The sequence below is a fragment of the Mycobacterium sp. IDUB_28 genome, assembly GCF_055419285.1.
Map to the genome: position 1 here is coordinate 472,668 of NZ_JBVAXK010000003.1, position 23,898 is coordinate 496,565.

The following is a 23,898-nucleotide window of genomic DNA, read 5'->3' on the forward strand; positions in this document are numbered from 1 at the left end:
GCCGATGTCCCGTGGCATGTCCGGCCTCGAAGACAGTTCCGACCTGGTCGGAAGCCCCTACGTGCGGGTTGGCGGTCTGGCCGGGGACTCGGTGCCGACCGGTGGTGACGACCCGCACAAGATCGCGATGCTCGGGCTGACCTTCGACGACGTCCTGCTGCTGCCGGCGGCCTCCGACGTGGTGCCCGGCACCGCCGACACCGCCAGCCAGCTCACCAAGAAGATCCGGCTCAAGGTGCCGCTGGTCAGTTCCGCGATGGACACCGTCACCGAGTCGCGTATGGCCATTGCGATGGCCCGCGCCGGTGGCATGGGCGTGCTGCACCGCAACCTGCCGGTCGCTGAACAGGCCGGTCAGGTCGAGATGGTCAAGCGGTCCGAGGCCGGCATGGTCACCGACCCCGTCACGTGCCGGCCCGACAACACGTTGGCGCAGGTCGACGCGCTGTGTGCCCGGTTCCGGATATCCGGCCTGCCCGTCGTCAACGACGACGGCGCCCTGGTCGGGATCATCACCAACCGGGACATGCGGTTCGAGGTGGATCAGAACAAACAGGTCGCTGAGGTGATGACCAAGTCCCCGCTGATCACCGCCCAGGAGGGCGTCAGCGCGTCCGCGGCGCTTGGCCTGTTGCGCCGCAACAAGATCGAGAAGCTGCCCATCGTCGACGGCCACGGCCGGCTGACCGGGCTGATCACCGTCAAGGACTTCGTCAAGACCGAACAACACCCGTTGGCCACCAAGGACAGCGACGGCCGACTGCTGGTGGGCGCGGCGGTGGGCGTCGGCGGGGACGCCTGGGTGCGGGCGATGATGCTGGTGGACGCCGGGGTCGACGTGCTGGTGGTCGACACCGCGCACGCGCACAACCGGCTGGTGCTGGACATGGTCAACAAGCTCAAGCTCGAGGTGGGCGACCGGGTGGAAGTGGTAGGCGGCAACGTCGCCACCCGATCGGCGGCCGCAGCGCTGGTCGATGCCGGTGCCGACGCGGTGAAGGTGGGCGTGGGGCCGGGCTCGATCTGCACCACCCGGGTGGTGGCCGGCGTCGGCGCGCCACAAATCACGGCGATTCTGGAGGCGGTCGCGGTGTGCTCACCCGCCGGCGTCCCGGTGATCGCCGACGGCGGGCTGCAGTACTCCGGCGATATCGCCAAGGCGCTGGCCGCCGGCGCGTCGACGGCGATGCTGGGCTCGCTGCTGGCCGGAACCGCCGAGGCTCCCGGTGACCTGATTTTCGTCAACGGCAAGCAGTACAAGAGTTACCGGGGCATGGGGTCGCTGGGCGCCATGCAGGGACGCGGGGGCGGCAAGTCCTACTCCAAGGACCGCTATTTCGCCGACGACGCACTGTCCGAGGACAAGTTGGTACCCGAAGGCATCGAGGGCCGGGTGCCGTTCCGCGGCCCGCTGGGCTCGGTCATCCATCAGCTCACCGGTGGCCTGCGGGCGGCGATGGGCTACACCGGCTCGCCCAGCATCGAGGTGCTGCAGCAGGCGCAGTTCGTCCGGATCACGCCGGCGGGACTGAAGGAAAGCCATCCGCACGACGTCGCCATGACGGTCGAAGCCCCCAACTACTACGCGCGGTGAGCAGCGAACAGGCCATGGTCGAGATCGGCATGGGCCGCAACGCCCGTCGTACCTATGAACTCAGTGAGATCAACATCGTGCCGTCGCGGCGCACGCGTTCGTCGCAGGACGTGTCCACGGCGTGGCAGCTGGACGCGTACCGGTTCGAGATCCCGGTCCTGGCGCACCCGACCGACGCGCTGGTGTCCCCGGAGTTCGCCATCGAGCTGGGCCGGCTCGGCGGTCTGGGAGTGCTCAACGGGGAAGGGCTGATCGGGCGGCACGCCGACGTGCCGGCCAAGATCGCGCAGCTGGTGGAGGCTGCCAGCAAGGAGCCCGAACCGGCCGCGGCGATCCGGCTGCTGCAGGAACTGCACGCCGCGCCGCTGGATCCGGACCTGCTCGGCGCGGCGGTGGCCCGCATCCGCGAAGCCGGAGTGACGACGGCGGTACGGGTCAGCCCGCAGAACGCCCAGGCGCTGACTCCGGTGCTGGTGCAGGCCGGCATCGACCTGCTGGTCATCCAGGGCACCATCGTCTCGGCCGAGCGCGTGGCCCGCGACGGCGAACCGTTGAACCTCAAGAGCTTCATCTCCGAACTCGACATCCCGGTGGTCGCCGGGGGCGTGCAGGACCACCGCACCGCATTGCACCTGATGCGTACCGGTGCGGCCGGCGTGATCGTCGGCTACGGCGCGACCAGGGGAGTGACCACCACCGATGAGGTGCTGGGCATCAGCGTGTCGATGGCAACCGCGATCGCCGATGCGGCTGCCGCGCGGCGCGAATATCTCGACGAGACCGGCGGGCGCTACGTGCACGTGCTGGCCGACGGCGACATCCACAATTCCGGTGAGCTGGCCAAGGCGATCGCGTGCGGCGCTGACGCCGTGGTGCTGGGCACTCCGCTGTCCGAGGCCGCCGAGGCGCTGGGTGAGGGCTGGTTCTGGCCGTCGGCCGCCGCGCATCCGTCGCTGCCGCGTGGGGCGTTGCTGCAGATCGCCCTGGGCGAACGCCCGCCGCTGGAACGGGTCCTCAACGGACCGTCGGACGACCCGTTCGGCACCCTGAATCTGGTTGGTGGGTTGCGCCGCGCGATGGCCAAAGCCGGCTACTGCGACCTCAAGGAGTTCCAGAAGGTCGGTCTGACGGTCGCCGGCTGACCGCCCCCACTTAGGGGTGGCTTACTGGCTACGTCTGTGTAAAGCCGGTCATACTGCAGCAATGAAGCCGGATTACGACGTCCTCATCATCGGTTCGGGTTTCGGCGGCAGCGTCAGCGCGTTACGCCTCACCGAGAAGGGGTACCGGGTGGGCGTGCTGGAGGCCGGCCGCCGCTACGAAGACGACCAGTTCGCCAAAACCTCCTGGGACCTGCGCAAGTTCCTGTGGGCGCCCCGGTTGGGGTGCTACGGCATTCAGCGCATCCACCCTCTGAAAAACGTGCTGATCCTGGCCGGCGCCGGGGTGGGCGGGGGTTCGCTGAACTACGCCAACACCCTGTACATCCCGCCGGACCCGTTCTTCAACGACCAGCAGTGGAAACACATCACCGACTGGCGCGACGAACTGATGCCGCACTACCAGCAGGCCCAACGGATGCTGGGCGTGGTCTACAACCCGACCTTCACCGACGCCGACCGGATTGTCAAAGAAGTCGCCGACGAGATGGGGTGCGGCGACACCTGGGTGCCCACCCCGGTCGGGGTGTTCTTCGGTCCGGACGGGGAGAAGGCGCCGGGCGTGACGGTGCCCGACCCGTTCTTCGGGGGTGCCGGGCCGGCCCGCACCGGATGCCTGGAGTGCGGATGCTGTATGACCGGTTGCCGGCACGGGGCCAAGAACACGTTGCTGAAGAACTATCTCGCGTTGGCCGAATCGGCTGGCACCGAAGTGATTCCGATGACGACGGTGAAAGGTTTCGAGCAACGCCCCGACGGGTTGTGGGAAGTCAAGACCGTCCGCACCGGAAGCTGGCTGCGCCGGGACCGCCGCACCTACACCGCGGAGCACCTGATCTTGGCGGCCGGCACCTGGGGCACCCAGCATCTGCTGTTCAACATGCGCGACAAGGGCAAACTGCCCAAGCTGTCCGACCGGCTGGGGGTGCTCACCCGGACCAACTCCGAGTCGATCGTCGGCGCGGCGACCTTGACGGTGAACCCGGACCTGGATCTGACGCACGGCGTGGCGATCACGTCGTCGATCCACCCGACGGCGGACACCCACGTCGAGCCGGTCCGCTACGGCAAGGGATCCAACGCGATGGGGTTGCTGCAGACGTTGATGACCGACGGCAGCGGACCCGAGGGCACCGATGTACCGCGCTGGCGCCAGCTGCTGGACCAGGCCCGCGAGGATCCGCGCAGGATGTTGCGGCTGCTCTATCCCAAGGAGTGGAGTGAGCGCACCATGATCGCCTTGGTGATGCAGCACTTGGACAACTCGATCACCACGTTCACCAAGCGCGGCAAGCTCGGTATTCGCTGGTTCTCCAGCAAGCAGGGCCACGGCGAGCCGAACCCCAGCTGGATTCCGGTGGGCAACGAGGTGACCCGGCGCATCGCCGAGAAGATCGACGGAGTGGCGGGCGGCACCTGGGGCGAGCTGTTCAACATCCCGCTCACCGCCCACTTCCTGGGCGGTGCGGCGATCGGCGACAGCCCCGCCAACGGTGTCATCGACCCCTATCACCGCGTCTACGGTTACCCGACGATGTACGTCGTCGACGGGGCGGCGATCTCGGCGAACCTGGGCGTCAACCCGTCGTTGTCGATCACCGCTCAGGCTGAGCGGGCGGCGTCGCTGTGGCCGAACAAGGGCCAGCAGGACCTGCGGCCACTGCAGGGCGACGACTACCGGCGCTTGGACCCGATCGAGCCGGAGCACCCGGTGGTGCCCGCCGATGCGCCCGGCGCGCTGCGCTGGTTGCCGATCGAGCCGGTCGGCAAGACGGGCTGACTAACCAGCCAAAGCCAACGGTGCACCGTTGAGCACCCGACTGCGTTGCCCGTGCACGTCGACGGGCACGTCGCCCATCAGGGTGACCCGGTGCATCAGCCGGTACTGGTCGTCGTAGTCGTCGACGGCTCGGTGCTGGGTGGCCCGGTTGTCCCAGATGGCTACGTCGCCGGGGGCCCAGTTCCACCGAATGGTGTTCTCGGGCATGGTGATTCGCCGCTGCAGCAGCTCGAACAGCGCGCTCGACTCCTGGCTGTCCAGGTCGACGAAGCGGCGCACGAAGTCGCCCGCGACCAGGGTGCGTTCACCGGTCTCGGGATGTACCCGCACCACCGGGTGCTCGGTCTGGAAATCGGGTGCTTCGAACACCTGCCGGAACGCTCGTTGGGCGTCGCTCAGTGCAGTCTGCACGTAGTCGTAGCGGTTGGTGTGCAGCGCCCACAGGTTGTCGACCAGACACTTCAGCGGTTGCGGCAACTCGGAGTACGCGGTGGCGGTATTGGCCCACAGTGTCGACCCGCCGTAGTCGGGCAGCGTGACCGCGCGCAGGATCGAGGCCGCCGGGTAGTTGGCCGCGAAGGTGACGTCGGTGTGCCAGCGGTTTGCCTTGCCGAACTCGGAGTTGATCGGCGTGATCACCGGCGCTTCGGCTGCGAAGGCGGCGGCCGCAGGGTGGCCGATCGGGGTGCCCAGCAGTGCCGCGAACTCCAGCTGCCCCTGATCGTCGAGGTGGTGCTGGTCGCGGAAGAAGATCACTTTGTGGGTCAGCAGCGCGGCGCGGATCTGTGCCACGGCGCCGGGGGTGAGGTCGCCGTCGAGGCGCACGTCGCTGATCTCGGCGCCGATGCGGCTGCCCAGCTTCTGCACGGTCATTTGGTTCGTCATGGTCGTCCTTTGATGGAAATGTTGTAGTCAACTGACTACGTAATGCTGAGTGTAGTCAAGTGACTACGGCCCTGCAAGGTTTAATGTAGACGGGTGACTACGCGGGCGGCCGGGCCGGAGCGCGGCGGCATTCCCACGGGCCGGGAAGAGGTCGCGGCGGCGGTGCTGCAAGCGGCGGCCGATCTGTTCGCCGAGCGCGGTCCGGCCGCGACCTCGATCCGTGACATCGCTGCCCGGTCAAAGGTCAACCACGGGTTGGTTTTTCGCCACTTCGGGGCCAAAGACCAATTGGTCAGTGCCGTGCTGGACTACCTGGGCGCAGACCTGACCAGGCTGCTGCAGGCTCAGGCGCCCCCGGCGGACATCGAACGCGCTCTCGACCGTCAGACCCGGGTGTGGGCGCGCACCCTGCTCGACGGGTATCAGGCCGAGCAGTTGCAGATGCGATTTCCCAACGTCGCACCACTGCTCGACCACGCGCTGAGTCGGCACGACGAGGAATCGGACGCACGGTTGGGTGTCGCCAATGCCCTTGCCCTGCAATTAGGTTGGCGGCTTTTCGAACCGATGCTGCGCTCGGCCACCGGACTCGAGGACCTCCCCGACGCCGATCTGCGGCAATCGGTGACCGCCGAGTCCGCGCGGTTGATCGAACCGCACTGACGTAGGGTAGGCGGGTGGCGATGGCTTCGGGGGGTGCCAGGCTGAGCGGCGACGTCCGGACGCTGATTCTGACCGACAACGTCCACGCCCACGCGGTGGCGGTGGAATTACAACGACGCCACCCCGGTATCGACGTGTTCCAGTCGCAGCATGGCCGGTTGCCCGGCGTTGAGCGACTGAATGTGGTGGACCGGGCCAACGACGTCGTCGACCGGTACGACCTGTTGCTTTCCCTGCACTGCAAACAGAAGTTCCCTGCCGACCTGATCGACCGGATCAGGTGTGTGAACGTGCACCCGGGTCTCAATCCCTACAACCGCGGTTGGTACCCGCAGGTGTTCTCGCTGATCAATGGGTTGCCAGTCGGCGTCACCATGCACGAGATCGACGAGGAATTGGACCACGGCCCGATCATTGCCCAACAGGAATGCAAGATCGAACCGTGGGATACCTCGGGCACGGTCTACGCCCGACTGATGGACATCGAGCGAGAGTTGGTGCTCGAGCACTTCGGCGCTGTCCGCGACGGTAGCTATCAGACCACGCCGCCGCCGGTCGAAGGCAACCTCAATTACAAGAAGGACTTCGAAAGCCTCCGGCAGTTGGACCTGGCCGAGGAGGGCACCTTCGGCGATCTTCTGAACCGCCTGCGTGCGTTGACCCACGATGAGTTCCGCAATGCGTGGTTTCTCGACGGGTCGGGTCGCAAGGTGTACGTTCGCGTCGTTCTCGAACCCGAGCATCTCTGACGCAGCGCTGCAGACCCGGCCGGCGCGGCAGCATTATGTTAGCCTTCCCTAATTTGCCGTGGCCGGTCGCTGTCAGGGATAGGGGTGGATTGCATGCCGCACACCGTCGACATGGTGTTCGTCGGCAGTGGGATCGCCTGCTCCATGACCCTGCTGGAAATGGCACAGGGCCTGCTGGACGGTCCGCCACCCCCCGCCAGGCTGCGCATAGCAGTGATCGAACGTGACCAACAGCTGTGGTGCGGAATCCCGTACGGGCGGCGCACCAGCGTTCGCTCGCTCGCCATCCAGAAGCTGGATGAGTTCATCGCCGAGCCGGAGCGTTCGGCGTACATCGCGTGGCTGCAATCCAACAAGTCGCGCTGGCTGAGCGCGTTTTGCGCCGACGGGGGCGATGCGGCGAAACGCTGGTTGCGCGACAACGGCGAAGCTGTGGAAGCCAACCGATGGGGCGAGCTCTATCTGCCCCGGCATGTCTTCGGCGTGTACATCGCCGAGCAGGTCGAACGTGCCATCGCCGCGCTGGATGAGCGCGGACTGGCCGTGGTGGAAACCGTCCGCGCCGAAGCGGTCGGTATCCGGTCGGTGGACGGCCGCTACCGGGTCGAGCTGAACCCCCTCGGGCACGGTCCGGCCCGGCTCGAGGCCGACCGAGTGGTGTTCGCGACCGGCAGCCCGTTGACCAGGACGATCGTTGGTTGCGACGCCAACCAGCCGTTCACTTACATCAACGACCTCTACCTTCCCGATGAGGACGCCACGCTGCTGCGGGTGCGAGAAGCTCTCGATGGCGTCGAAGCGCCCGCGCAGCGCAACGTGTTGATCGTGGGGTCGAATGCCACGTCGCTCGAGGCCCTCTACCTGATGCGCCACGATGCGTCCATCCGCGAACGGGTCAGCTCCATCACCGTGATCTCCCGCTCCGGCGTGCTGCCCTACCAAATCTGCGATGGGTCAACAGACTTCGACTTTGCGCAACTGAACGCACTGTTGTCGGAACAAGTCGTTACCGCGGCGGAGTTGATGGGTGCCATCAGCGCGGATCTGGCGACGGCGGCGGCAAGTTCAATGAACCTGGCCGATCTCTACCACGGCGTGGACGCCTTGCTGGTGCAGGCTTTGACGAAGATGGACGCGATGCAGCAGGAAGAATTCTTCTGCGTGCACGGGATGAACTACACCAAGCTGGTGCGACGGGCGGGGCGCGATTGTCGAATGGCCGCAACGGAATTGGCCGCTGCCGGACAGCTGGCCATGCTCGCCGGGGAAGTGTTGCGGGTCGAGGCGCGCGCCGCCGGCCGGGCCGTCGTGCGTTATCGGGACGCCGACGGCGAGCACACCCACCCTGTGGAGTTCGCCGTGGTGGTCAATTGCGGTGGCTTCGAGGAACTCGACAGCTGTTCCTCACCCTTGCTTGTCAGCGCGATGCAGAACGGGATCTGCCGGCCCAACCGCACCAACCGCGGCGTGCTCGTCAACGACGATTTCGAGGCCGCACAGAACTTCTACGTCATCGGCCCGTTGATCGGCGGCAACTTCAACCCCAGGCTCCGCTTCTGGCATGTGGAAAGTGCACCCCGGATCCGTTCGTTGGCGAAGTCGTTGGCCGCTGTGCTGCTCGCGTCGCTGCGCGCGGCTGCCGATCTGGCGGACTCACTGGTGTGAGCAGAGCACACGACGTTGGACGGGTCATCCGCGGACTGCTGTACCGGGGACCCGGCGAATGCAACCTGTGTGGGGCGCGGGTCCGGTTCACGAGCATCAGCCGCCAACTCGGCCGAACGCTGGCCGAATACGAATTCGGTTATGCCTTAGACGATTTCGAGACCCTTAATCACCGCGACTACCTCTGCCCGCTGTGTGGTGCGTCTGATCGCGACCGGCTCTACAAACTGTACGTCGACCGCTTCCTGCAGCCTGATGGACTGAGGCGGATCGTCGACTTCGCCCCTGCGCCTTCGTTGTCGGCCTACTTGCGCGGTCGCTCCGACCTGCAGTATCGCACCGCAGACCTGATGATGTCGGACGTGGATGATGTCGTTGACATCATGGACATGACGGCCTATGTGGAGGGCGAATTCGATTTTTTCATCTGTTCGCATGTCCTCGAACATGTTCCGGACGATGGCCGCGCCCTGGCTGAGCTCTACCGGATCCTTGCGCCCGGTGGCCGGGGCATCGTGATGACGCCGGTGCTGCCCGACGGCAGCTTTGACGAGGATCCCACGGTAAGCGACGAACGGGAGCGATGGCGCCGCTTCGCCCAGGGCGACCACCTGCGTCTCTACGACCGATCAACGCTGTGCGCCCGAATTCGCCGCTGCGGCTTCGAGCTATCGGAGCTCGACCGCAACACCTTCGGCGATGAGACCTTCGCTCGACACGGTTTGGCGCTCAGCTCCGTGCTCTACGTGGTGCGAAAGCCGGCGATCGCCACCCGCTGACGGCGGTGCGGGTCAGCGAACAGTACGCCGCCGCGGGTTGATGCGGGCAGAGTAGGTGCGCGCATTCTTCTGCAACAGGGCCAAATTGTTCTGCAGTCTGTGCTCGATTCGCCTCAACGGCGTGTGATTCCAACGGTGTTGAAAAGACAGCATGGCTAACCGCGGGTGGTTGGCGATGGATTCCAGGAGAACGGCGCGCCCCGCGTCGCCCGGCACTCTTGCCATTTCGGCAAAAATGATGTCGGCGACTCGGCCAATGATCTGTTCGTACTCGCGGTTGTCGGGAAACAGATCGAGCATTGCCTCCACCGTCGCCGCCATGCCCCGGCCACGCGTCTCCCAGAATTGCTGACGGTTGCGGTCGGCGTCGTACCAAATACCTTGGGAATGGCGCCGATACACCGCCATAGTCTCGGGCAGCATCGCGATCTCGCCGTCGAGCGCGTGCAGTACGTGCAGATACCAGTCGATCGGCATGATGTCACGCGGCAGGTGGTAGTCATCTCGGCGGCGGTACATCACCGAGTTGGTCTGGATGAAATTTCCCGCCAGCAGCGCGCCCATGCTCAGGTTGCGACGTCGAAGCAGTGGCGGAAAGACTGAATCCGGCGTTTCGTCGTCGTGGATGACCAGCACCGGATGGAAGCAGACAGATACTTCTGGATGCAGGTCGAGGAAGGAGGCCTGTTTGGTGACTTTCTGCGGGTCAGTCCAGAAGTCGTCACCCTCGCACAGTGCGAGGTATTCACCCCGCGCGGCTGACAGAGTTTGCGCGAAGTTCGCGTGGATCCCGATGTTCTCCGGTCGAAGGATCGGCCGAATAAGGTCAGGGTAGCGGTCGGCGTATTCCTGAATGATTGCCGGAGTCGCGTCCGTAGAGGCGTCGTCGGCAACAATGACTTCGATGGGGAAATCGGCCTTTTGAGCGACGAAGCCGTCGAGCGCCTCGCGAATGTACGCTTCGTGATTGTAGGTGACCGACACCACGCTGACTTTGGGGATCACCTCAGCCACCGTGCGTCAGTCCTTGCTGGGCGGCTGCGATCACCCGCGCAACATCGTTGTCGGCCATGTAGTCGTGGACCGGCAACGACACGATTCGCGAACAGACGTCCGCGGTGACCGGTAGCTCTGTCGAGGCGACCAGTTCGGCGTTCTGCACGAAATACGGATGCAGGTGTTGCGGCGGGTTGTAGTAGTCGCGCGCCCGAATCGCATACCTGCGCATGCTCGCCATGACGGCATGTTTCTGATCGGCGGACTCGCAGCAGGCGCTGGCGAAACAAAGGGCGGACGCCTCGGCGTTCTGCTGGAACTGCATGCCGAGGTCATCGAGTTCGGAGCGATAACTCTGCAGGACCTCGCGCCGACTCTGCAGCCGGTGGTCGAGCCCGACGAGTTGGCGCAATCCGATCGCAGCGCTGATCTCCTGCAGCTTGGCGTTGATCCCGAGCTGGCCGGACTTTCGCGCCTTGCCGAAACCGAAGTTCTGAAAGTTGTACGCCTGCTCGACGATTCGCGGGTCGCGGGATACCAGTGCACCGCCTTCACCGACCGCGAACGGTTTGGTGGCGTGCAGCGAAAAGATTTCGCAGGAGCCGCGTCCGCCGACAGACGTGCCGTCCGGGTAGGCGGATCCGAGTCCGGCGGCCGAGTCGATGACCATCGGGAGGTCCCACTCCCCGGCGAGCGCTTCCCACGCGCCGACGTGTGGGTTTCCGACGCCGAACACGTTGGCCAGCACGATTCCCGCGATTTTGTCGCGGTGGCGTTCGAGCACCGCGTGTGCCGAGCGCGTGCACGGTTGCCAGGTCTGGGGGTCGATGTCGATAAACCAGGGACGGTAGCCGGTCCACAGTGCGGACTGGGCCACCCCCACAAAAGTGAATGACGGCATCAGCACATAACGCTCTTGGGTGCCCGGCCCGAAAGTCAGGTGCATTGCGGCGATCAGTGCCATGGTGCCGTTCGCCAGCGTTGCGACGTGCAGGTCGGGGCCGAGGTAGTCGCCCAGGGCGCGGGCAAACTGCTGCTCCTTGGGGCCGAAATTGGTGTACCAGTTGGCGTGGGCGATCTGTTCGAAATCCTCGGCAAGTTCGGCCGGTCCCGGAAAGCTGGGACGGATGAAGGGGATTTCGGGCAACCCGGAGTCCGCCCGCGGAGTCGATCCGGAGCGGGGGCCCGCGGCGCGGGCAGCAGACAACCGGGTCAGCACCAAGCCGTGAAACGTGCGTATTCGTGAGTATGCAGATGTCAAGTCGTCTACCAGACAGGTTCGGGTCAGGCGCAAGAAATCGGTCGATTTGAGGCTAGCCTAACCTATTGCTGGCTGTCACATCGCAGTATCAAACAGAGGCCAAACGCATACGTTTGGAATGGAATATGGCTGGTTGAGACTACCGGCATGAGGTTACGTCGTTGCGGTCCTGGTCAGCGACCGCCGGTGCAGCGGCTCCCGGCCCGGCGGCTGCGGCGGCGGGGGCAGCAGCGCTTCACGTTCGCGCACCGGGAAGGTTTTGGTCTCTTCGGTACTCAGGGTGACGTCCTCGCCGGCGTGTTGGATCTTCAGCTCGGAGTGCGGCCCGTCGCGCAACGTGTAGGTGACATTCTCGTGGTCGGCATCCACGGTCACCCGAAAACCTTTCCAGCGCAACCGGAATCGCAGTCGGGAGATGCCGTCGGGTAGCTGGGGGTCCAGCGACATCACGCCCTCGTCGTCGCGCAACCCGCCGAAACCGATGACCAGCGCCATCCACGCGCCGGCCAACGACGCCATGTGCAGGCCGTCACGGGTGTTCTGGTGCAGGTCGCGCAGGTCGATCAGAGCGGCCTCGTAGGCATAGTCGTGCGCCAGTTCCAGGTGCCCGACCTCTGCGCACATCACCGCCTGCGTGCAGGCCGACAACGACGAATCGCGCACGGTGCGGCGCTCGTAGTAGTCGACGTTGCGGGCTTTCTGCTCTGCGGTGAAAGCGTGGCTCTGCCACTGCATGGCCAGCACCAGGTCGGCCTGTTTGATCACCTGAGCGGGGTAGATCTTGACGTAGGCCTCGTGCAGCAGCAACGGGTAGGTGGCGTTTTCCTCGAAGTCCCATTCGGCGAAAGTGGTGAAACCTTCGCACTGCTGGTGCACGCCCAGTTCCTCGTCGTACGGGATGTGCACGGAATCTGCGGCATCGCGCCAGGTCGCCATTTCTTCGGTGGTGACCCCCATTCCGGCCGACTTGTCCGGGTGGCGCTTGGCGGCGTCGGCGGCGATGCGCAGGTTGTTGGCCGCCATCAGGTTGGTGAACACGTTGTCGCGCACAATCGCGGTGTACTCATCGGGACCCGTGACCCCGTCCAGGTGCCAGACGCCGTTGCGATCGTGGTGTCCCAACGACATCCACAGCCGGGCGGTCTCGATCAGCACCGCCAGCCCGCATTCCTCTTCGAGCGCGTCATCGCCGGTGACCACGCGGTAGCGCTCGAACGCCATCGCGATGTCGGCGTTGATGTGCCAGGCGGCCGTGCCGGCCGGCCAATACGCCGAACACTCCTGACCGCGGATGGTCCGCCACGGGAAGGCGGCGCCGTTCAGGCCGAGTTCGGCCGCGCGCTCCTTGGCCAGGTCCAATGTGGAGGCCCGCCACCGCAGTGCGTCGGCGACGGCGTGCGGGACGGTATAGGTGAGCACCGGCAACACGAAAGCCTCTGTGTCCCAGAAGGCGTGGCCGTCGTAACCCGTGCCGGTGAGCCCCTTGCTGGGGATGGCGCGTCGCTCGGCGCGAGCAGCGGACTGCAGGATGTGGAACATCCCGAACCGCACCGCCTGCTGACTTTCCGGGTCGCCCTCGACCTCCACGTCGGCGGCGTCCCAGAACAGGTCCAGGTAGGCGCGCTGGCCGTCGGCCAGGCCCTCCCAGCCGCTGTAGCGGGCGCTGGTCAACGCCGCGGCGGCCTGATCGCGCAGCGCCGGCCGGGAGCGCAGGCTGGACCAGCCGTAGGCGAGGTACTTGATGATGCGCAGCTTCTGCCCGGGCCGCAGACCGCAGATGATGGTGACCCGGGCCAGGTCGGCGCGGGCGTCGGTGGTGATCTCGTACCGTCCCTCGACCTCGACTTCGTGGTCCATCGCCGCGGCCATCATTAGCGCGCTGCTGCGCGTCCGGTGCATGAGAATTGCTCTGCAGTCTTTACTTTCGTGATCGACCGCCTCCAACGGGTTTTCCAGGATGGCCGCCACCCGCGGGTCGTCGGAAGTCTGCGGCTGGTCCTCGTTGGTGACCAGTTCGGACTGCACCGTCACCCGGGAGAAGTCGTCGATCGCCTCGACCACGTATTCGATGGCGGCGACGCTGCGGTGCACCAGCGACACCAGCCGGGTGGAGGTCACCTTGACCTGTTTCCCGGTGGGGGAGCGCCAGTGCGCGTAGCGGACCATCGTGCCGGCGCGTAGGTCGAGAACCCTTTCGTGGTCCAGTAATTCGCCGTAGCGGACGTCGAAGGGCTCGTCGTCGACCATCAGCCGGATGATCTTGCCGTTGGTGACGTCGACGACGGTCTGGCCGCCCTCGGGGTATCCGTATCCCGCCTCGGCGTAGGGCAGCGGACGGATTTCGTAGAACGAGTTCAGGTACGTGCCCGGCAAACCGTAGGGCTCGCCTTCGTCGAGGTTGCCGCGTAATCCGATGTGCCCGTTGGACAATGCGAACACCGACTCCGACTGGGCAAGCAGGTTCAGATTGAGCTGGGTCTCGCGAATCTGCCACGGCTCGACGGGAAATGCTTCCTCGGAGATCATGACTGCGCCCCCTCGTCGTCGAGAAGTTCCGCGAGATCGGACACCACCACGTCCGCGCCGTTCTGGCGCAACTCCTCGGCCTGGCCCACCCGGTCCACGCCCACCACGATGCCGAAGTTACCGGCCCGGCCGGCCTGTACCCCGGAGATCGCATCCTCGAACACCGCCGCAGCCTCCGGCTCGACGTCGAGCAACTCGGCTCCGCGCAGATAGGGATCCGGGGCCGGCTTGCCGGTGATGTTCTCCTCACGCAGGGTCACGCCGTCCACCCGTTGCTGCACGAACTGATCCAGCCCGGTGATCTCCAGCACGTCGCGGGTGTTGGCGCTCGATGACACCACCGCGATGGCCAGCCCCGCCTCGCAGACAGCCTCCAGATAACGACGCGAGCCCTCGAACACCTTCACCCCGTCGTCGTGCAGCACCTTCTGGAACATGTCGTTCTTTCTGGTGCCCAGGCCGTACACCGTGTCGGCCTCGCCGGAATCGTCGGGATCACCGTCGGGCAGTTCGATGTCGCGACTCTCGAGAAATGACCGCACTCCGTCTTCGCGCTTCTTACCGTCCACGTACTCGCGGTAATCGGACTCCGGATCGAACGGCACGAACTCGCCCCCGTCGCGTTCGGCCCGTTCGGACAGGAAAGCGTCGAACATTTCCTTCCAGGCCTTGGTGTGCACGCCGGCGGTGTCGGTGAGCACCCCGTCGAGGTCGAACAGACACGCGCGCACCTTATCGGGCAGACCCAGCACGGGGGATCCTCACTTTCGCAGGAGTTCGGCGCTACCAGTTCACAGGTTGTCGCGCAATTCCGGTAGGTCTTTGCCGTTTTCGTTGCCTTTCGGTGCCTACCCAAGCGCCACCGAATTCATGCCTGCGGGTGCCGGCTATGGGCAGACACTAAACTCGGTGCCCGTGGAATCAGCCTCGCCGCGGCCCGTACTGGTAGTCGACTTCGGCGCACAATATGCCCAGTTGATCGCGCGCCGGATCCGGGAAGCGCGGGTGTTCTCCGAGGTGGTTCCGCACACCGCCGCGATCGAGGAGATCCGGGCGCGCGATCCGCTGGCGCTGGTGCTCTCCGGCGGGCCGTCCAGTGTCTACGTCGAGGGGGCTCCGCAACTGGATCCCGCGCTGTTCGACCTGGGCCTGCCGGTGTTCGGCATCTGTTACGGGTTCCAGGCGATGGCGGCCGCCCTGGGTGGCACGGTCGCTCAGACCGGCACCAGCGAGTTCGGCCGCACCGAGTTGAAAGTTCTTGGCGGCCAGCTACATTCGGATCTTCCTCCGGTACAGCCGGTCTGGATGAGCCATGGTGACGCAGTGACGGAGGCGCCGGCCGGATTCGACGTGGTGGCCAGCAGCGCGGGAGCGGCGGTGGCCGCGTTCGAGTCACCCGAACGGCGCCTGGCCGGGGTGCAGTACCACCCGGAAGTGATGCACACCCCGCACGGACAACAGGTGCTCAACCGGTTCCTGCACGAATTCGCCGGGATCGGCTCGGAGTGGACCCCGGCCAACATCGCCAACGCGTTGGTCCAACAGGTGCAAGCGCAGATCGGCGACGGCCATGCGATCTGCGGGTTGTCCGGCGGAGTGGATTCCGCGGTGGCCGCCGCACTGGTGCAACGCGCCATCGGCGACCGACTGACATGTGTGTTCGTCGACCACGGATTGCTGCGGTCCGGTGAGCGCGCGCAGGTGGAACGCGATTTCGTCGCCGCCACCGGGGCCAATCTGGTCACCGTCGACGCGGCGCAGACCTTCCTGGAGGCGTTATCGGGCGTGCACAACCCCGAAGGCAAACGCAAGATCATCGGTCGCCAGTTCATCCGGGCCTTCGAAGGCGCGGTACTCGACGTCGTCAAGGAAGAGGACGCCGAGGTCGAGTTCCTGGTGCAGGGGACGCTGTATCCCGACGTGGTGGAATCCGGCGGCGGCAGCGGCACCGCGAACATCAAAAGTCACCACAACGTCGGTGGGCTGCCCGACGATCTGAAGTTCACGCTCGTCGAACCGTTGCGACTGCTGTTCAAGGACGAAGTGCGCGCGGTCGGGCGGGAATTGGGGCTGCCGGAGGAAATCGTTGCACGCCAACCCTTTCCGGGTCCGGGGCTGGGGATCCGGATCGTCGGGGAGGTCACCGCCGGGCGATTGGAGACGCTGCGGCGGGCCGACCTCATCGTGCGCGAGGAGCTGACCGCGGCGGGCCTGGACAACCAGATCTGGCAGTGCCCGGTGGTGTTGCTGGCCGACGTCCGGTCGGTGGGCGTGCAGGGCGACGGACGCACCTATGGTCACCCGATCGTGCTGCGGCCGGTGTCCAGCGAGGACGCCATGACCGCCGACTGGACCCGGGTGCCCTACGAGGTGCTCGAGCGTATCTCGACCCGGATCACCAACGAGGTCCGCGAGGTCAATCGGGTGGTGCTGGACGTCACCAGCAAGCCGCCGGGCACCATCGAGTGGGAATAGTCAGCCTCATAACGCGCCAGCAGCCACACCAGCAACGCGCGCATAAAGCAGCCTCTTGCGTTGCTTGACGCTTGTCGGAGGGCCGGTGTTTACTCAGCATCATCGAACATATTTTCGAATGATCGAATGTCTGGAGGCTGGTCATGTCCGCGGCTTTGGCCTCTGCCCATCCTCCGGAAAACCGGGCTGAACAGCTACAACAGCTGCGTCAGAAGATAGCCGCGCTGTCCGGTAAGCACACCGCCCCGGCGGACGAAGTGGTGCCCACCGGGCCGGCGCTGGTACCGCGGGGAACGGTGGCGGTGTTGTCCGGAGCGCGATCTTTGTTGCTGCGCATGGTGGCCGCGGTGACGGCGGACGGGGGCAACGCGGTGATCGTCGGCCAGCCCGATATCGGGTTGCTGGCCGCGGTGGAGATGGGGGCGGACCTGAGCCGGCTGGCGGTGATACCGGATCCCGGCAGCGATCCGGTGGAGGTGGCCGCGGTGCTGATCGACGGCATGGATCTGGTGGTGCTGGGGCTGGGCGGGCGCCGGGTGACCCGGACCCGGGCCCGGGCGGTGGTGGCCCGCGCCCGGCACAAAGGATGCACGGTGCTGGTCACCGATGGCGACTGGGAAGGCGCGTCGACGCGGCTGGAGGCCCGGGTCTGCGGGTACGACATCACTACGCCTTCCGGGACGGGCAAGCCCACCCCCGGCTTCGGGCGCATCAGCGGTGTGCGGCTGCAGGTGTGCACCGGGGGGCGCACGATCGGCCGATCGCGAACCGGGTGAGTTCGTGGTTGCCTCTCGGGTGTTGGCGATCTGGTGCATGGACTGGCCCGCCGTCGCAGCGGCGGCCGCCGCGGGTCAGCCGGTGACGGCTCCGGTCGCGGTCACCTTGGCCAACCGGGTGATCGCCTGTTCGGCGACGGCCCGGGCCGTAGGTGTGCGGCGCGGGCTGCGGCGCCGGGAAGCGGCGGCCAGGTGTCCACAACTCCACCTCGCGGCCGCCGACGCCGATCGCGACGCCCGGTTCTTCGAAGGAGTGATCGCCGCGGTGGACGATCTGGTGCCGCGGGCCGAGGTGCTGCGGCCCGGGCTCCTGGTGTTGCCGGTGCGCGGGGCGGCCAGGTTCTTCGGGTCCGAGCAGCTGGCGGCCGAGAAGTTGGTCGACGCGGTGGCCGCGGCCGGGGCGGAGTGTCAGGTCGGGATCGCCGACGGGTTGTCCACCGCGGTCTTCGCCGCGCGGGCGGGCCGGGTGGTGCCGCCGGGAGACGATGCTCGGTTCTTGTCGGTGTTGTCGATCCGCCAGCTGGCCACTGAGCCCAGCTTGTCCGGTCCGGGCCGGGACGAACTCGCGGATCTGTTATGGCGGATGGGAATTCACACCATCGGTCAGTTCGCCGCGCTGTCCCGCACCGACGTGGCGTCCCGGTTCGGAGCCGACGCGGTGAGCGCGCACCGGTTCGCCCGTGGTGAACCGGAACGCGGCCCTTCCGGTCGCGAGCCGGCGGCAGAACTCGACGCCGAGCTGGACTGCGACCCGCCGATCGACCGCGTCGACGCCGCGGCCTTCGCCGGACGCTCGCTGGCCGCCACCCTGCATCAGGCACTGCTGGCCGCCGGAGTGGGGTGCACCCGGCTGGCCATTCACGCCGTCACCGCCTCCGGTGAGGAACTGACCCGGGTGTGGCGGTGCGCCGAGCCGTTGACCGAGGAGGCCACCGCCGACCGGGTGCGCTGGCAACTGGACGGGTGGTTGAGCCATCGGCGCGGTCGGCCGTTGGACGCGCCGGTGACAATGCTCCGACTGCAGGCGGTCGAGGTGGTCTCGGCCGAGGCGCTGCAACTGCCGCTGTGGGGTGGCCTGGGGGAGGAAGACCGGCTGCGGGCCCGCCGGGCGCTGGTGCGGGTTCAGGGTCTGCTCGGCCCGGAAGCGGTGCAGGTGCCGGTGTTGTCCGGTGGGCGGGGGCCGGCCGAACGGGTCACGCTGACCCCCTTGGGTGACGAGCCGGTGCCGCAGGCGGACCCCGACCGGCCCTGGCCCGGTCAACTGCCTGATCCGGCCCCGGCGGTACTGCTCGACGACCCGGTGGAACTACTCGACGAACACGGCACTCCGATCCGGGTGACCAGCCGGGGAATGTTCTCCGCCGATCCTTCGCAACTGAGCATCAAAGGCCGCGAGGACCGGCTGCGCTGGTGGGCCGGCCCCTGGTCGGTCGACGAGCGGTGGTGGGACGACCGGCCCGGGCAGGGGGGAGGCCGCATCGCACGCGCCCAGGTGCTGTTGGAGGGCGAACGTGCGCTGTTGCTGTGCTATCGGCAGCGCAAGTGGTACCTGGAGGGAATCTACGAGTGAACAATTTGACGGCGGTCCAATGAGAATCGGTTATCAACCCGATAGACCAGCGGAAATACCCTCGCTGTAACAAAAAAGTAATGATGGACCCGCGGAGCGAAGCCCGGGTGCTCAGCCGACCGAGCGCGTCCTGCGCTTGTTCAGGAAGGCCGACCACGACACCACGTCGGGGTTCTCCTTGAGCAGTGCCCGCCGCTGGCGCTCGGTCATGCCACCCCACACGCCGAACTCGACTTTGTTGTCCAGCGCGTCCGCCCCGCACTGCTGCAGCACCGGGCAGTGCCGGCAGATAGCCGCGGCCTGGCGTTGCGCCGCTCCGGTCACGAAGAGTTCGTCCGGATCCTTTGTCCTGCACAGACCCTTCGATACCCAGGCCCGGTCCCCGGCGTCCTCGGCACTGCTCACCGCGACAAGGTTCAGCCGCCGAGCGGCCGGACGTGTTCCTGACACGAATGGTCCCCTTAAACTCCCGGCCGCGATTCGCGACCGCCTCCCTTGGGTGCAGATCGGCACTGTGACCTGTGCGTCGATGCAAAATCCTGTCACGCGTGATCTGAATCTCACCGTGCTTATAAGGTAAGGGGCGCGTACCAATTGCGCAACAATTCAACAAGACTTTTTGGGACGCAGGTACCATACTGTTAGTATGAAACGTCCGCTGCCACTTGAACTATTGGTCTGTTTGAGCCGGAAGCTGCGCGAGCTCACGGACACCAGGGCGGGATCGGACAGAAGTTCAGGCCCGGCGGCCACGGCGGCGGCGCCGGCGGGTTCTCGCCGTCCCAAATGTTCTGCGCCACGTTCCCCTGACCGGAGTAGACGTAGTAGTAGGTGTGGCAGATGCTCTCGTCCCATATCACCGGGTTCACCCGGCGATTGCCGGTCTGGACCGGGGGGTCGCCGGGGCACCAGCGGCACGGACCCTCAGGATGGTCTTCCGGACAACCCGGCCAGGAATTCAGTGGCACCGGGACGGCGGGCGTGGCCCCGGCGCTGACGGGGTCTGCCACTGCCGAGACGTTGCCGGCCAGCAGCACTGTGGTGGCCAGTCCCACGATCAGTTTCTTCATGGTGCATCGCCGCCCTCTCGGTACGTCCCCGTGGCCGCGACGTTACGGAGCCGTCCTTGGAACATTCTTGAGACGGACCCGCCGCCTCAGGTCCCGGGCCGAAACGGTGCCACCCGCGCGATGAGCCGCTCGAAGAACACCGCCGGATTGACCCGAATGCCGATCCGCGCGTTGGGTTTACGAGCACCGGTCCAGTCTGCGGTGGGCACGTCCGCGAAGTCCACCGTGGCGGTCCGGGTTTCGATCAATGCCGGGTCCAGCGCCACCGCCGCAGCCAGCGGATCATGCATGTAGGCCAGGTAGCCCACCCCGCGGTCGCGGTGGACCTCGAAGTAGAACCGCATCGCATCCTGGAGGAAGCGATGGACCGCAGCAGGTCCCGATAAGGCGGCCAGGAGCTGCGGGGTCATTGCGACCTGGCGGGTCACGTTCAGGCCGCACACGATGGGCAGCCGCTGGTGGGCCCCGAAGGCCGCGAACACCTCGGCCGCCGCCGTCGGGTCCACCCGGGAGTTCCATTCCGGCTCCGGTTCCCGGCTGTCCGGCGGGTACGAGCCGCCCATGATCACCAGGCGCCGCAGCAGTGTCGGCAGCTCCGGTTCGGCGCGCAGCGCCAGCGCCAGGTTGGTCAACGGTGCGGTGGCCAGTCCGATCAGCTCCCCGCGGTGGGCGCGGGCAGCGCGCACCCACGCGGTGGCCGCGTCGTAATCGGTGACCCGGCCACCGGCGGGCGGCAGCTCGGCATGCCCTAAACCCTTGGGCCCGTGTCCCTCCCGGCGAACAGGCAACGGACCGCTCAGTGGCTGATCGGCACCCCGCGACACCGGTACCTCGGCGGCGCCGCACATTTCGAGTAGGCCGAGGTTGTTCGCGCACACCTGGTCCACCGCGACATTGCCTGCCGTCGAGGCGACGCCGACCAGCGTGGCGTCCGGACTGGCCAACAGATAGATCAGGGCGAGGGCGTCGTCGATACCGGTGTCCACGTCGGCGAACACGGTGTGCACCGGCGTCACGATACGCTGACCTGATGCCTGACGAATTAGCGCCGCACTTCGACGATGTGCAGGCCCACTACGACCTGTCCGACGACTTCTTCCGGTTGTTTTTAGACCCCACCCAGACCTACAGCTGCGCGTACTTCGAGCGCGCGGACATGACGCTGGAAGAGGCGCAGCTGGCCAAGATCGACCTCGCGTTGGGCAAACTGGGGTTGCAGCCCGGCATGACACTGCTCGACGTCGGCTGCGGGTGGGGAGCCACCATGATGCGTGCGGTGCAGCAGTACGACGTCAATGTCGTCGGCCTCACTCTGAGCAGGAACCAGGCCAATCACGTCGAGAACCTGTTCGCGGCATCGGACAGCCCGCGTTCCAAACGTGTTCTGTTGCAAGGCTGGGAGCAGTTCGACGAACCCGTCGACCGCATCGTCAGCATCGGTGCGTTCGAGCACTTCGGCCACGAACGCTACGACGCGTTCTTCACCCTGGCGCACCGCATTCTGCCCGACGACGGAATCATGTTGCTGCACACCATCACCGGGCTGCACCCGTTGGAGATGAAGGAACGCGGCATGCCGTTGACCTTCGAATTCGCCCGCTTCGTCAAATTCATCGTCACCGAGATCTTTCCGGGTGGGCGGCTGCCGTCGATACCGATGGTGCAGGAGCGGGCCACCGCCAACGGCTTCACCGTGACCCGCGTGCAATCGCTGCAACCGCACTACGCGAAAACTCTCGACATCTGGTCGGCCGCACTCGAAGCCCACAAGGATGAAGCCATCGCGCTGCAGTCCGAGGAAGTCTACGAGCGTTACATCAAATATCTGACCGGGTGTGCGGAGATGTTCCGCATCGGCTACATCGACGTCAATCAGTTCACGTGTCAGAAGTGACTACCAGTGCACTCCCGGCACTAGTCGCACCGCCCGCCTGACCGGCTTGGGCACGCCCACGGTCTTGAGGGCCCGCACCGGGCGAGTCGGCCGCCGGCGGGTCGAAGACCGTTGCGGCACCGGCTTTTCCGGAGGGTCGATGCCGCGGGCCGCGGCGGAATCCGGGTAGCCCAGGTACAGCTGGTGCAGGATGCGCCGTGCGGTGCGCGGGGCGAAGTAGTTGCCGGCTTCGGCCAGGGTGCCAATCGGGGTGTCGATCCGGCTCGGCTTCTCGACGAGACCGCGAACCACCATCGCCGCCGCGCGCTCGGGGCTGATCGCGCGCGTCGGGTTCAGCCGCTGCGACGGCGCGATCATCGGGGTCCTGACCAGCGGCATGTGGATGTTGGTGAACGTGATGTGGTCCGAGAGTGTCTCCGTCGCAACGACTTCGGAGAACGCGTCGAGCGCGGCCTTGCTGGGCAGGTAGGAGCTGTACTTGGGGCTGCGGGCCTGCACTCCGGCGCTGGACACGTTGACCACGTGACCGAATCGGCGTTCGCGCCAGTGCGGGAGCAGCGCCAGCACCATCCGGACCGCGCCGAAGTAGTTGACCGCCATCACCCGTTCGTAGTCGTGCAGCCGGTCGGTGGAATTGACCACCGAACGCCGGATCGACCGGCCGGCATTGTTGACCAGGTAGTCGACGTGGTCGAAGCGGCCCAGGATGTCCTTGACGGTGGCGTCGACCGACGCCGAATCGGTGACGTCGCAGGCGAAGGCGTACGCCTGGCCACCCTGGGCGCGGATTTCGGCGATCAGTTCATCGAGGGCTTCGCCGTTGCGGGCCAAGGCGAACACGGTCGCGCCCCGCTCGGCGACGGCGATGGCCGAGGCCCGGCCGATGCCGCTGGACGCTCCGGTGATGATGACGTGCCGGCCGGACAGCGGCGCGTGCGGATCGGTGCGACGCGCCCGGTCCGGATCGAGATTCGCTGCCCAGTACCGCCACAGGGCGGGGGCGTAGGCGGAAAACTCGGGCACTTGAATTCCGCTGCCCTGCAACGCCTTCTGGGTTTCGTCGCTGACGAAGGTGGGGGCCAGGTCGACCACGTCGAGGACTTCGCCGGGAATCCCCAGCTGGGTGGCGGCCATGTTGCGTAGCACCCTGGCACGCCCGGTCGCCCGGAGTACCGAGGTGCCCACCGAGCGGGGCAGTGATCCACGCAGCGGTGGCAGCCCGGCCGCGCGTGCGATCCCGCGATAGATGCCCCGCAGACCGATGGTGGTGGGTGCGGTCAGGTGGAAGGTCTGCTGATCCCGGTCGTCGGCGTGCAGGAGCGCGACGAGTGCGTCGACCACGTAATCGACGGGAACGATGTTGGTGCGGCCGGTGTCGGGCAGCATCAGCGGAGTGAACGACGGCAGCACGGCCAGCTTCGCCAGGACGCCGAAGAAGTAGTACGGCCCGTCGACCTTGTCCATCTCGCCGGTGCGGGAATCGCCGACCACCACCGCCGGTCGGTAGATCCGGTACCGCAGCCCGGGGGTCGCCCGTACCAGCGCCTCAGCCTCGAACTTGGTCTGGTGATATGGGGTCGGCAGCTGCTGGCCGACGTCGAAGTCGTCCTCGGTGTACTCGCCGCGGAACTCACCGGCCACCGCGATCGACGACACGTGGTGCAGGGTGGCGTCGAGTCGCTGAGCCAGCGCGATCACGGCGCGGGTGCCCTCGACGTTGGCGGCGCGCTGCGCGGCCTCGCCCGCGGTGATGTCGTAGACGGCCGCGCAGTGCACCAAGTGCTCGACCCGGCCCAGTTCGGCGACGACCTGATCGGCGAGATTTAGTTCAGGCAGCTCGCCCACCAGCGGTTTCACCCGTTCACCCCACTCCTGGGTGAGCCGCTCGAAGCGGCCGAGCGACTGACGCCGCACCAATACCCACACCTGCGCATCGGGGTGCTGGTCCAACAATCGGGAAACGACGCGGCGCCCGATAAACCCGGTACCGCCGGTAACGACATACCGCATGCAGCCCATCGTGGCGGCACCGGCCGCCCGCGTCAACCGTGCGGG

The 23,898-nt window shown here is 66.4% G+C and carries 20 protein-coding genes; 11 read left to right on the forward strand and 9 right to left on the reverse strand.

Features of this window, described 5'->3' with window-relative positions:
* Positions 1–4: 4 nt before the first annotated feature.
* The 3 genes from guaB (at position 5) to ACZYZ9_RS09110 (ending at position 4,534) form a co-directional block, all read left to right on the forward strand.
* The gene (gene guaB, locus ACZYZ9_RS09100; protein WP_463825911.1) at positions 5–1,594 is read left to right on the forward strand and encodes an IMP dehydrogenase; all 1,590 of its coding nucleotides are present in this window, start codon (positions 5–7) and stop codon (positions 1,592–1,594) included.
* A gap of 14 nt (positions 1,595–1,608) precedes the next feature.
* Positions 1,609–2,736, forward strand: coding sequence for a GuaB3 family IMP dehydrogenase-related protein (locus tag ACZYZ9_RS09105; RefSeq protein WP_463825993.1), 1,128 nt, complete (start codon positions 1,609–1,611; stop codon positions 2,734–2,736).
* A gap of 61 nt (positions 2,737–2,797) precedes the next feature.
* Complete coding sequence (locus tag ACZYZ9_RS09110; RefSeq protein ID WP_463825912.1) at positions 2,798–4,534, forward strand: GMC oxidoreductase; 1,737 nt, start codon at positions 2,798–2,800, stop codon at positions 4,532–4,534.
* On the opposite strand, the gene ACZYZ9_RS09115 is transcribed toward ACZYZ9_RS09110, so the two are convergent.
* Entirely contained in the window at positions 4,535–5,419 is an 885-nt protein-coding gene (locus tag ACZYZ9_RS09115; RefSeq protein WP_463825913.1) for a TauD/TfdA dioxygenase family protein, read from the reverse strand.
* A gap of 93 nt (positions 5,420–5,512) precedes the next feature.
* Between ACZYZ9_RS09115 and ACZYZ9_RS09120 the strand changes: the two genes are divergently transcribed.
* The 4 genes from ACZYZ9_RS09120 (at position 5,513) to ACZYZ9_RS09135 (ending at position 9,275) form a co-directional block, all read left to right on the forward strand.
* The gene (locus ACZYZ9_RS09120) at positions 5,513–6,082 is read left to right on the forward strand and encodes a TetR/AcrR family transcriptional regulator (RefSeq protein WP_463825914.1); all 570 of its coding nucleotides are present in this window, start codon (positions 5,513–5,515) and stop codon (positions 6,080–6,082) included.
* Positions 6,083–6,102: 20 nt separating this feature from the next.
* Positions 6,103–6,831: a dTDP-4-amino-4,6-dideoxyglucose formyltransferase gene (locus tag ACZYZ9_RS09125; RefSeq protein WP_463825994.1), complete on the forward strand. Its 729-nt coding sequence runs from the start codon at positions 6,103–6,105 to the stop codon at positions 6,829–6,831.
* A 93-nt stretch (positions 6,832–6,924) separates the two neighbouring features.
* Positions 6,925–8,496, forward strand: a complete 1,572-nt coding sequence (locus ACZYZ9_RS09130) for an FAD/NAD(P)-binding protein (protein ID WP_463825915.1) — start codon at positions 6,925–6,927, stop codon at positions 8,494–8,496.
* The gene (locus tag ACZYZ9_RS09135) at positions 8,493–9,275 is read left to right on the forward strand and encodes a class I SAM-dependent methyltransferase (RefSeq protein ID WP_463825916.1); all 783 of its coding nucleotides are present in this window, start codon (positions 8,493–8,495) and stop codon (positions 9,273–9,275) included. The genes ACZYZ9_RS09130 and ACZYZ9_RS09135 overlap by 4 nt, the downstream gene beginning before the upstream one ends.
* 12 nt (positions 9,276–9,287) lie before the next feature.
* Here ACZYZ9_RS09135 and ACZYZ9_RS09140 read toward each other — a convergent pair whose 3' ends face one another.
* The 4 genes from ACZYZ9_RS09140 to ACZYZ9_RS09155 form a co-directional block, all read right to left on the reverse strand.
* The gene (locus ACZYZ9_RS09140; RefSeq protein WP_463825917.1) at positions 9,288–10,289 is read right to left on the reverse strand and encodes a glycosyltransferase; all 1,002 of its coding nucleotides are present in this window, start codon (positions 10,287–10,289) and stop codon (positions 9,288–9,290) included.
* The gene (locus ACZYZ9_RS09145; protein WP_463825995.1) at positions 10,282–11,478 is read right to left on the reverse strand and encodes a DegT/DnrJ/EryC1/StrS family aminotransferase; all 1,197 of its coding nucleotides are present in this window, start codon (positions 11,476–11,478) and stop codon (positions 10,282–10,284) included. The genes ACZYZ9_RS09140 and ACZYZ9_RS09145 overlap by 8 nt, the downstream gene beginning before the upstream one ends.
* Positions 11,479–11,685: 207 nt before the next feature.
* On the reverse strand, positions 11,686–14,058 hold the full coding sequence (locus ACZYZ9_RS09150; protein WP_463825918.1) for a glycoside hydrolase family 65 protein: 2,373 nt from the start codon (positions 14,056–14,058) through the stop codon (positions 11,686–11,688).
* Entirely contained in the window at positions 14,055–14,810 is a 756-nt protein-coding gene (locus tag ACZYZ9_RS09155; protein ID WP_463825919.1) for a beta-phosphoglucomutase family hydrolase, read from the reverse strand. Before ACZYZ9_RS09155 ends, ACZYZ9_RS09150 begins: the two co-directional genes overlap by 4 nt.
* A 118-nt stretch (positions 14,811–14,928) precedes the next feature.
* Between ACZYZ9_RS09155 and guaA the strand changes: the two genes are divergently transcribed.
* The 3 genes from guaA to ACZYZ9_RS09170 all read left to right on the forward strand — a co-directional run bounded on the left by guaA (position 14,929) and on the right by ACZYZ9_RS09170 (position 18,879).
* Positions 14,929–16,533 carry a glutamine-hydrolyzing GMP synthase gene (gene guaA / locus ACZYZ9_RS09160; RefSeq protein ID WP_463825996.1) on the forward strand — a complete coding sequence of 535 codons (1,605 nt, stop codon included), beginning with the start codon at positions 14,929–14,931 and terminating at the stop codon, positions 16,531–16,533.
* Between the two features lie 143 nt (positions 16,534–16,676).
* Complete coding sequence (locus ACZYZ9_RS09165) at positions 16,677–17,309, forward strand: hypothetical protein (protein ID WP_463825920.1); 633 nt, start codon at positions 16,677–16,679, stop codon at positions 17,307–17,309.
* 37 nt (positions 17,310–17,346) lie between these two features.
* Positions 17,347–18,879: a DNA polymerase Y family protein gene (locus ACZYZ9_RS09170; RefSeq protein WP_463825997.1), complete on the forward strand. Its 1,533-nt coding sequence runs from the start codon at positions 17,347–17,349 to the stop codon at positions 18,877–18,879.
* A 111-nt stretch (positions 18,880–18,990) separates the two neighbouring features.
* On the opposite strand, the gene ACZYZ9_RS09175 is transcribed toward ACZYZ9_RS09170, so the two are convergent.
* The 3 genes from ACZYZ9_RS09175 to ACZYZ9_RS09185 form a co-directional block, all read right to left on the reverse strand.
* Entirely contained in the window at positions 18,991–19,329 is a 339-nt protein-coding gene (locus ACZYZ9_RS09175) for a WhiB family transcriptional regulator (protein ID WP_463825921.1), read from the reverse strand.
* Positions 19,330–19,583: 254 nt separating this feature from the next.
* A complete protein-coding gene (locus tag ACZYZ9_RS09180) occupies positions 19,584–19,949 on the reverse strand; it encodes a hypothetical protein (protein WP_463825922.1) in 366 nt (121 codons plus the stop codon).
* Positions 19,950–20,035: 86 nt separating this feature from the next.
* Positions 20,036–20,965 (reverse strand): nucleoside hydrolase, encoded by a 930-nt coding sequence (locus ACZYZ9_RS09185; RefSeq protein WP_463825923.1) that lies wholly within the window; start codon positions 20,963–20,965, stop codon positions 20,036–20,038.
* Between the two features lie 14 nt (positions 20,966–20,979).
* Here ACZYZ9_RS09185 and cmaA1 point away from each other — a divergent pair, with 14 nt between their 5' ends.
* Complete coding sequence (gene cmaA1, locus ACZYZ9_RS09190) at positions 20,980–21,843, forward strand: cyclopropane mycolic acid synthase CmaA1 (RefSeq protein ID WP_463825924.1); 864 nt, start codon at positions 20,980–20,982, stop codon at positions 21,841–21,843.
* Here the strand turns inward: cmaA1 and ACZYZ9_RS09195 are convergent, their stop codons facing one another.
* Positions 21,844–23,853: an SDR family oxidoreductase gene (locus ACZYZ9_RS09195; protein WP_463825925.1), complete on the reverse strand. Its 2,010-nt coding sequence runs from the start codon at positions 23,851–23,853 to the stop codon at positions 21,844–21,846.
* Positions 23,854–23,898: the final 45 nt, after the last annotated feature.

What these genes read in the sequence shown, in the direction of transcription:
- guaB (WP_463825911.1), top strand. Translation starts at nt 5, where the DNA reads ATGTCCCGTGGCATGTCCGGCCTCGAAGACAGTTCCGACCTGGTCGGA.
- ACZYZ9_RS09105 (WP_463825993.1), top strand. Translation starts at nt 1,609, where the DNA reads ATGGTCGAGATCGGCATGGGCCGCAACGCCCGTCGTACCTATGAACTC.
- ACZYZ9_RS09110 (WP_463825912.1), top strand. Translation starts at nt 2,798, where the DNA reads ATGAAGCCGGATTACGACGTCCTCATCATCGGTTCGGGTTTCGGCGGC.
- ACZYZ9_RS09115 (WP_463825913.1), bottom strand. Translation starts at nt 5,419, where the DNA reads ATGACGAACCAAATGACCGTGCAGAAGCTGGGCAGCCGCATCGGCGCC.
- ACZYZ9_RS09125 (WP_463825994.1), top strand. Translation starts at nt 6,103, where the DNA reads ATGGCTTCGGGGGGTGCCAGGCTGAGCGGCGACGTCCGGACGCTGATT.
- ACZYZ9_RS09130 (WP_463825915.1), top strand. Translation starts at nt 6,925, where the DNA reads ATGCCGCACACCGTCGACATGGTGTTCGTCGGCAGTGGGATCGCCTGC.
- ACZYZ9_RS09150 (WP_463825918.1), bottom strand. Translation starts at nt 14,058, where the DNA reads ATGATCTCCGAGGAAGCATTTCCCGTCGAGCCGTGGCAGATTCGCGAG.
- guaA (WP_463825996.1), top strand. Translation starts at nt 14,929, where the DNA reads ATGCCTGCGGGTGCCGGCTATGGGCAGACACTAAACTCGGTGCCCGTG.
- ACZYZ9_RS09165 (WP_463825920.1), top strand. Translation starts at nt 16,677, where the DNA reads ATGTCCGCGGCTTTGGCCTCTGCCCATCCTCCGGAAAACCGGGCTGAA.
- ACZYZ9_RS09170 (WP_463825997.1), top strand. Translation starts at nt 17,347, where the DNA reads ATGGACTGGCCCGCCGTCGCAGCGGCGGCCGCCGCGGGTCAGCCGGTG.
- ACZYZ9_RS09180 (WP_463825922.1), bottom strand. Translation starts at nt 19,949, where the DNA reads ATGAAGAAACTGATCGTGGGACTGGCCACCACAGTGCTGCTGGCCGGC.
- cmaA1 (WP_463825924.1), top strand. Translation starts at nt 20,980, where the DNA reads ATGCCTGACGAATTAGCGCCGCACTTCGACGATGTGCAGGCCCACTAC.
- ACZYZ9_RS09195 (WP_463825925.1), bottom strand. Translation starts at nt 23,853, where the DNA reads ATGCGGTATGTCGTTACCGGCGGTACCGGGTTTATCGGGCGCCGCGTC.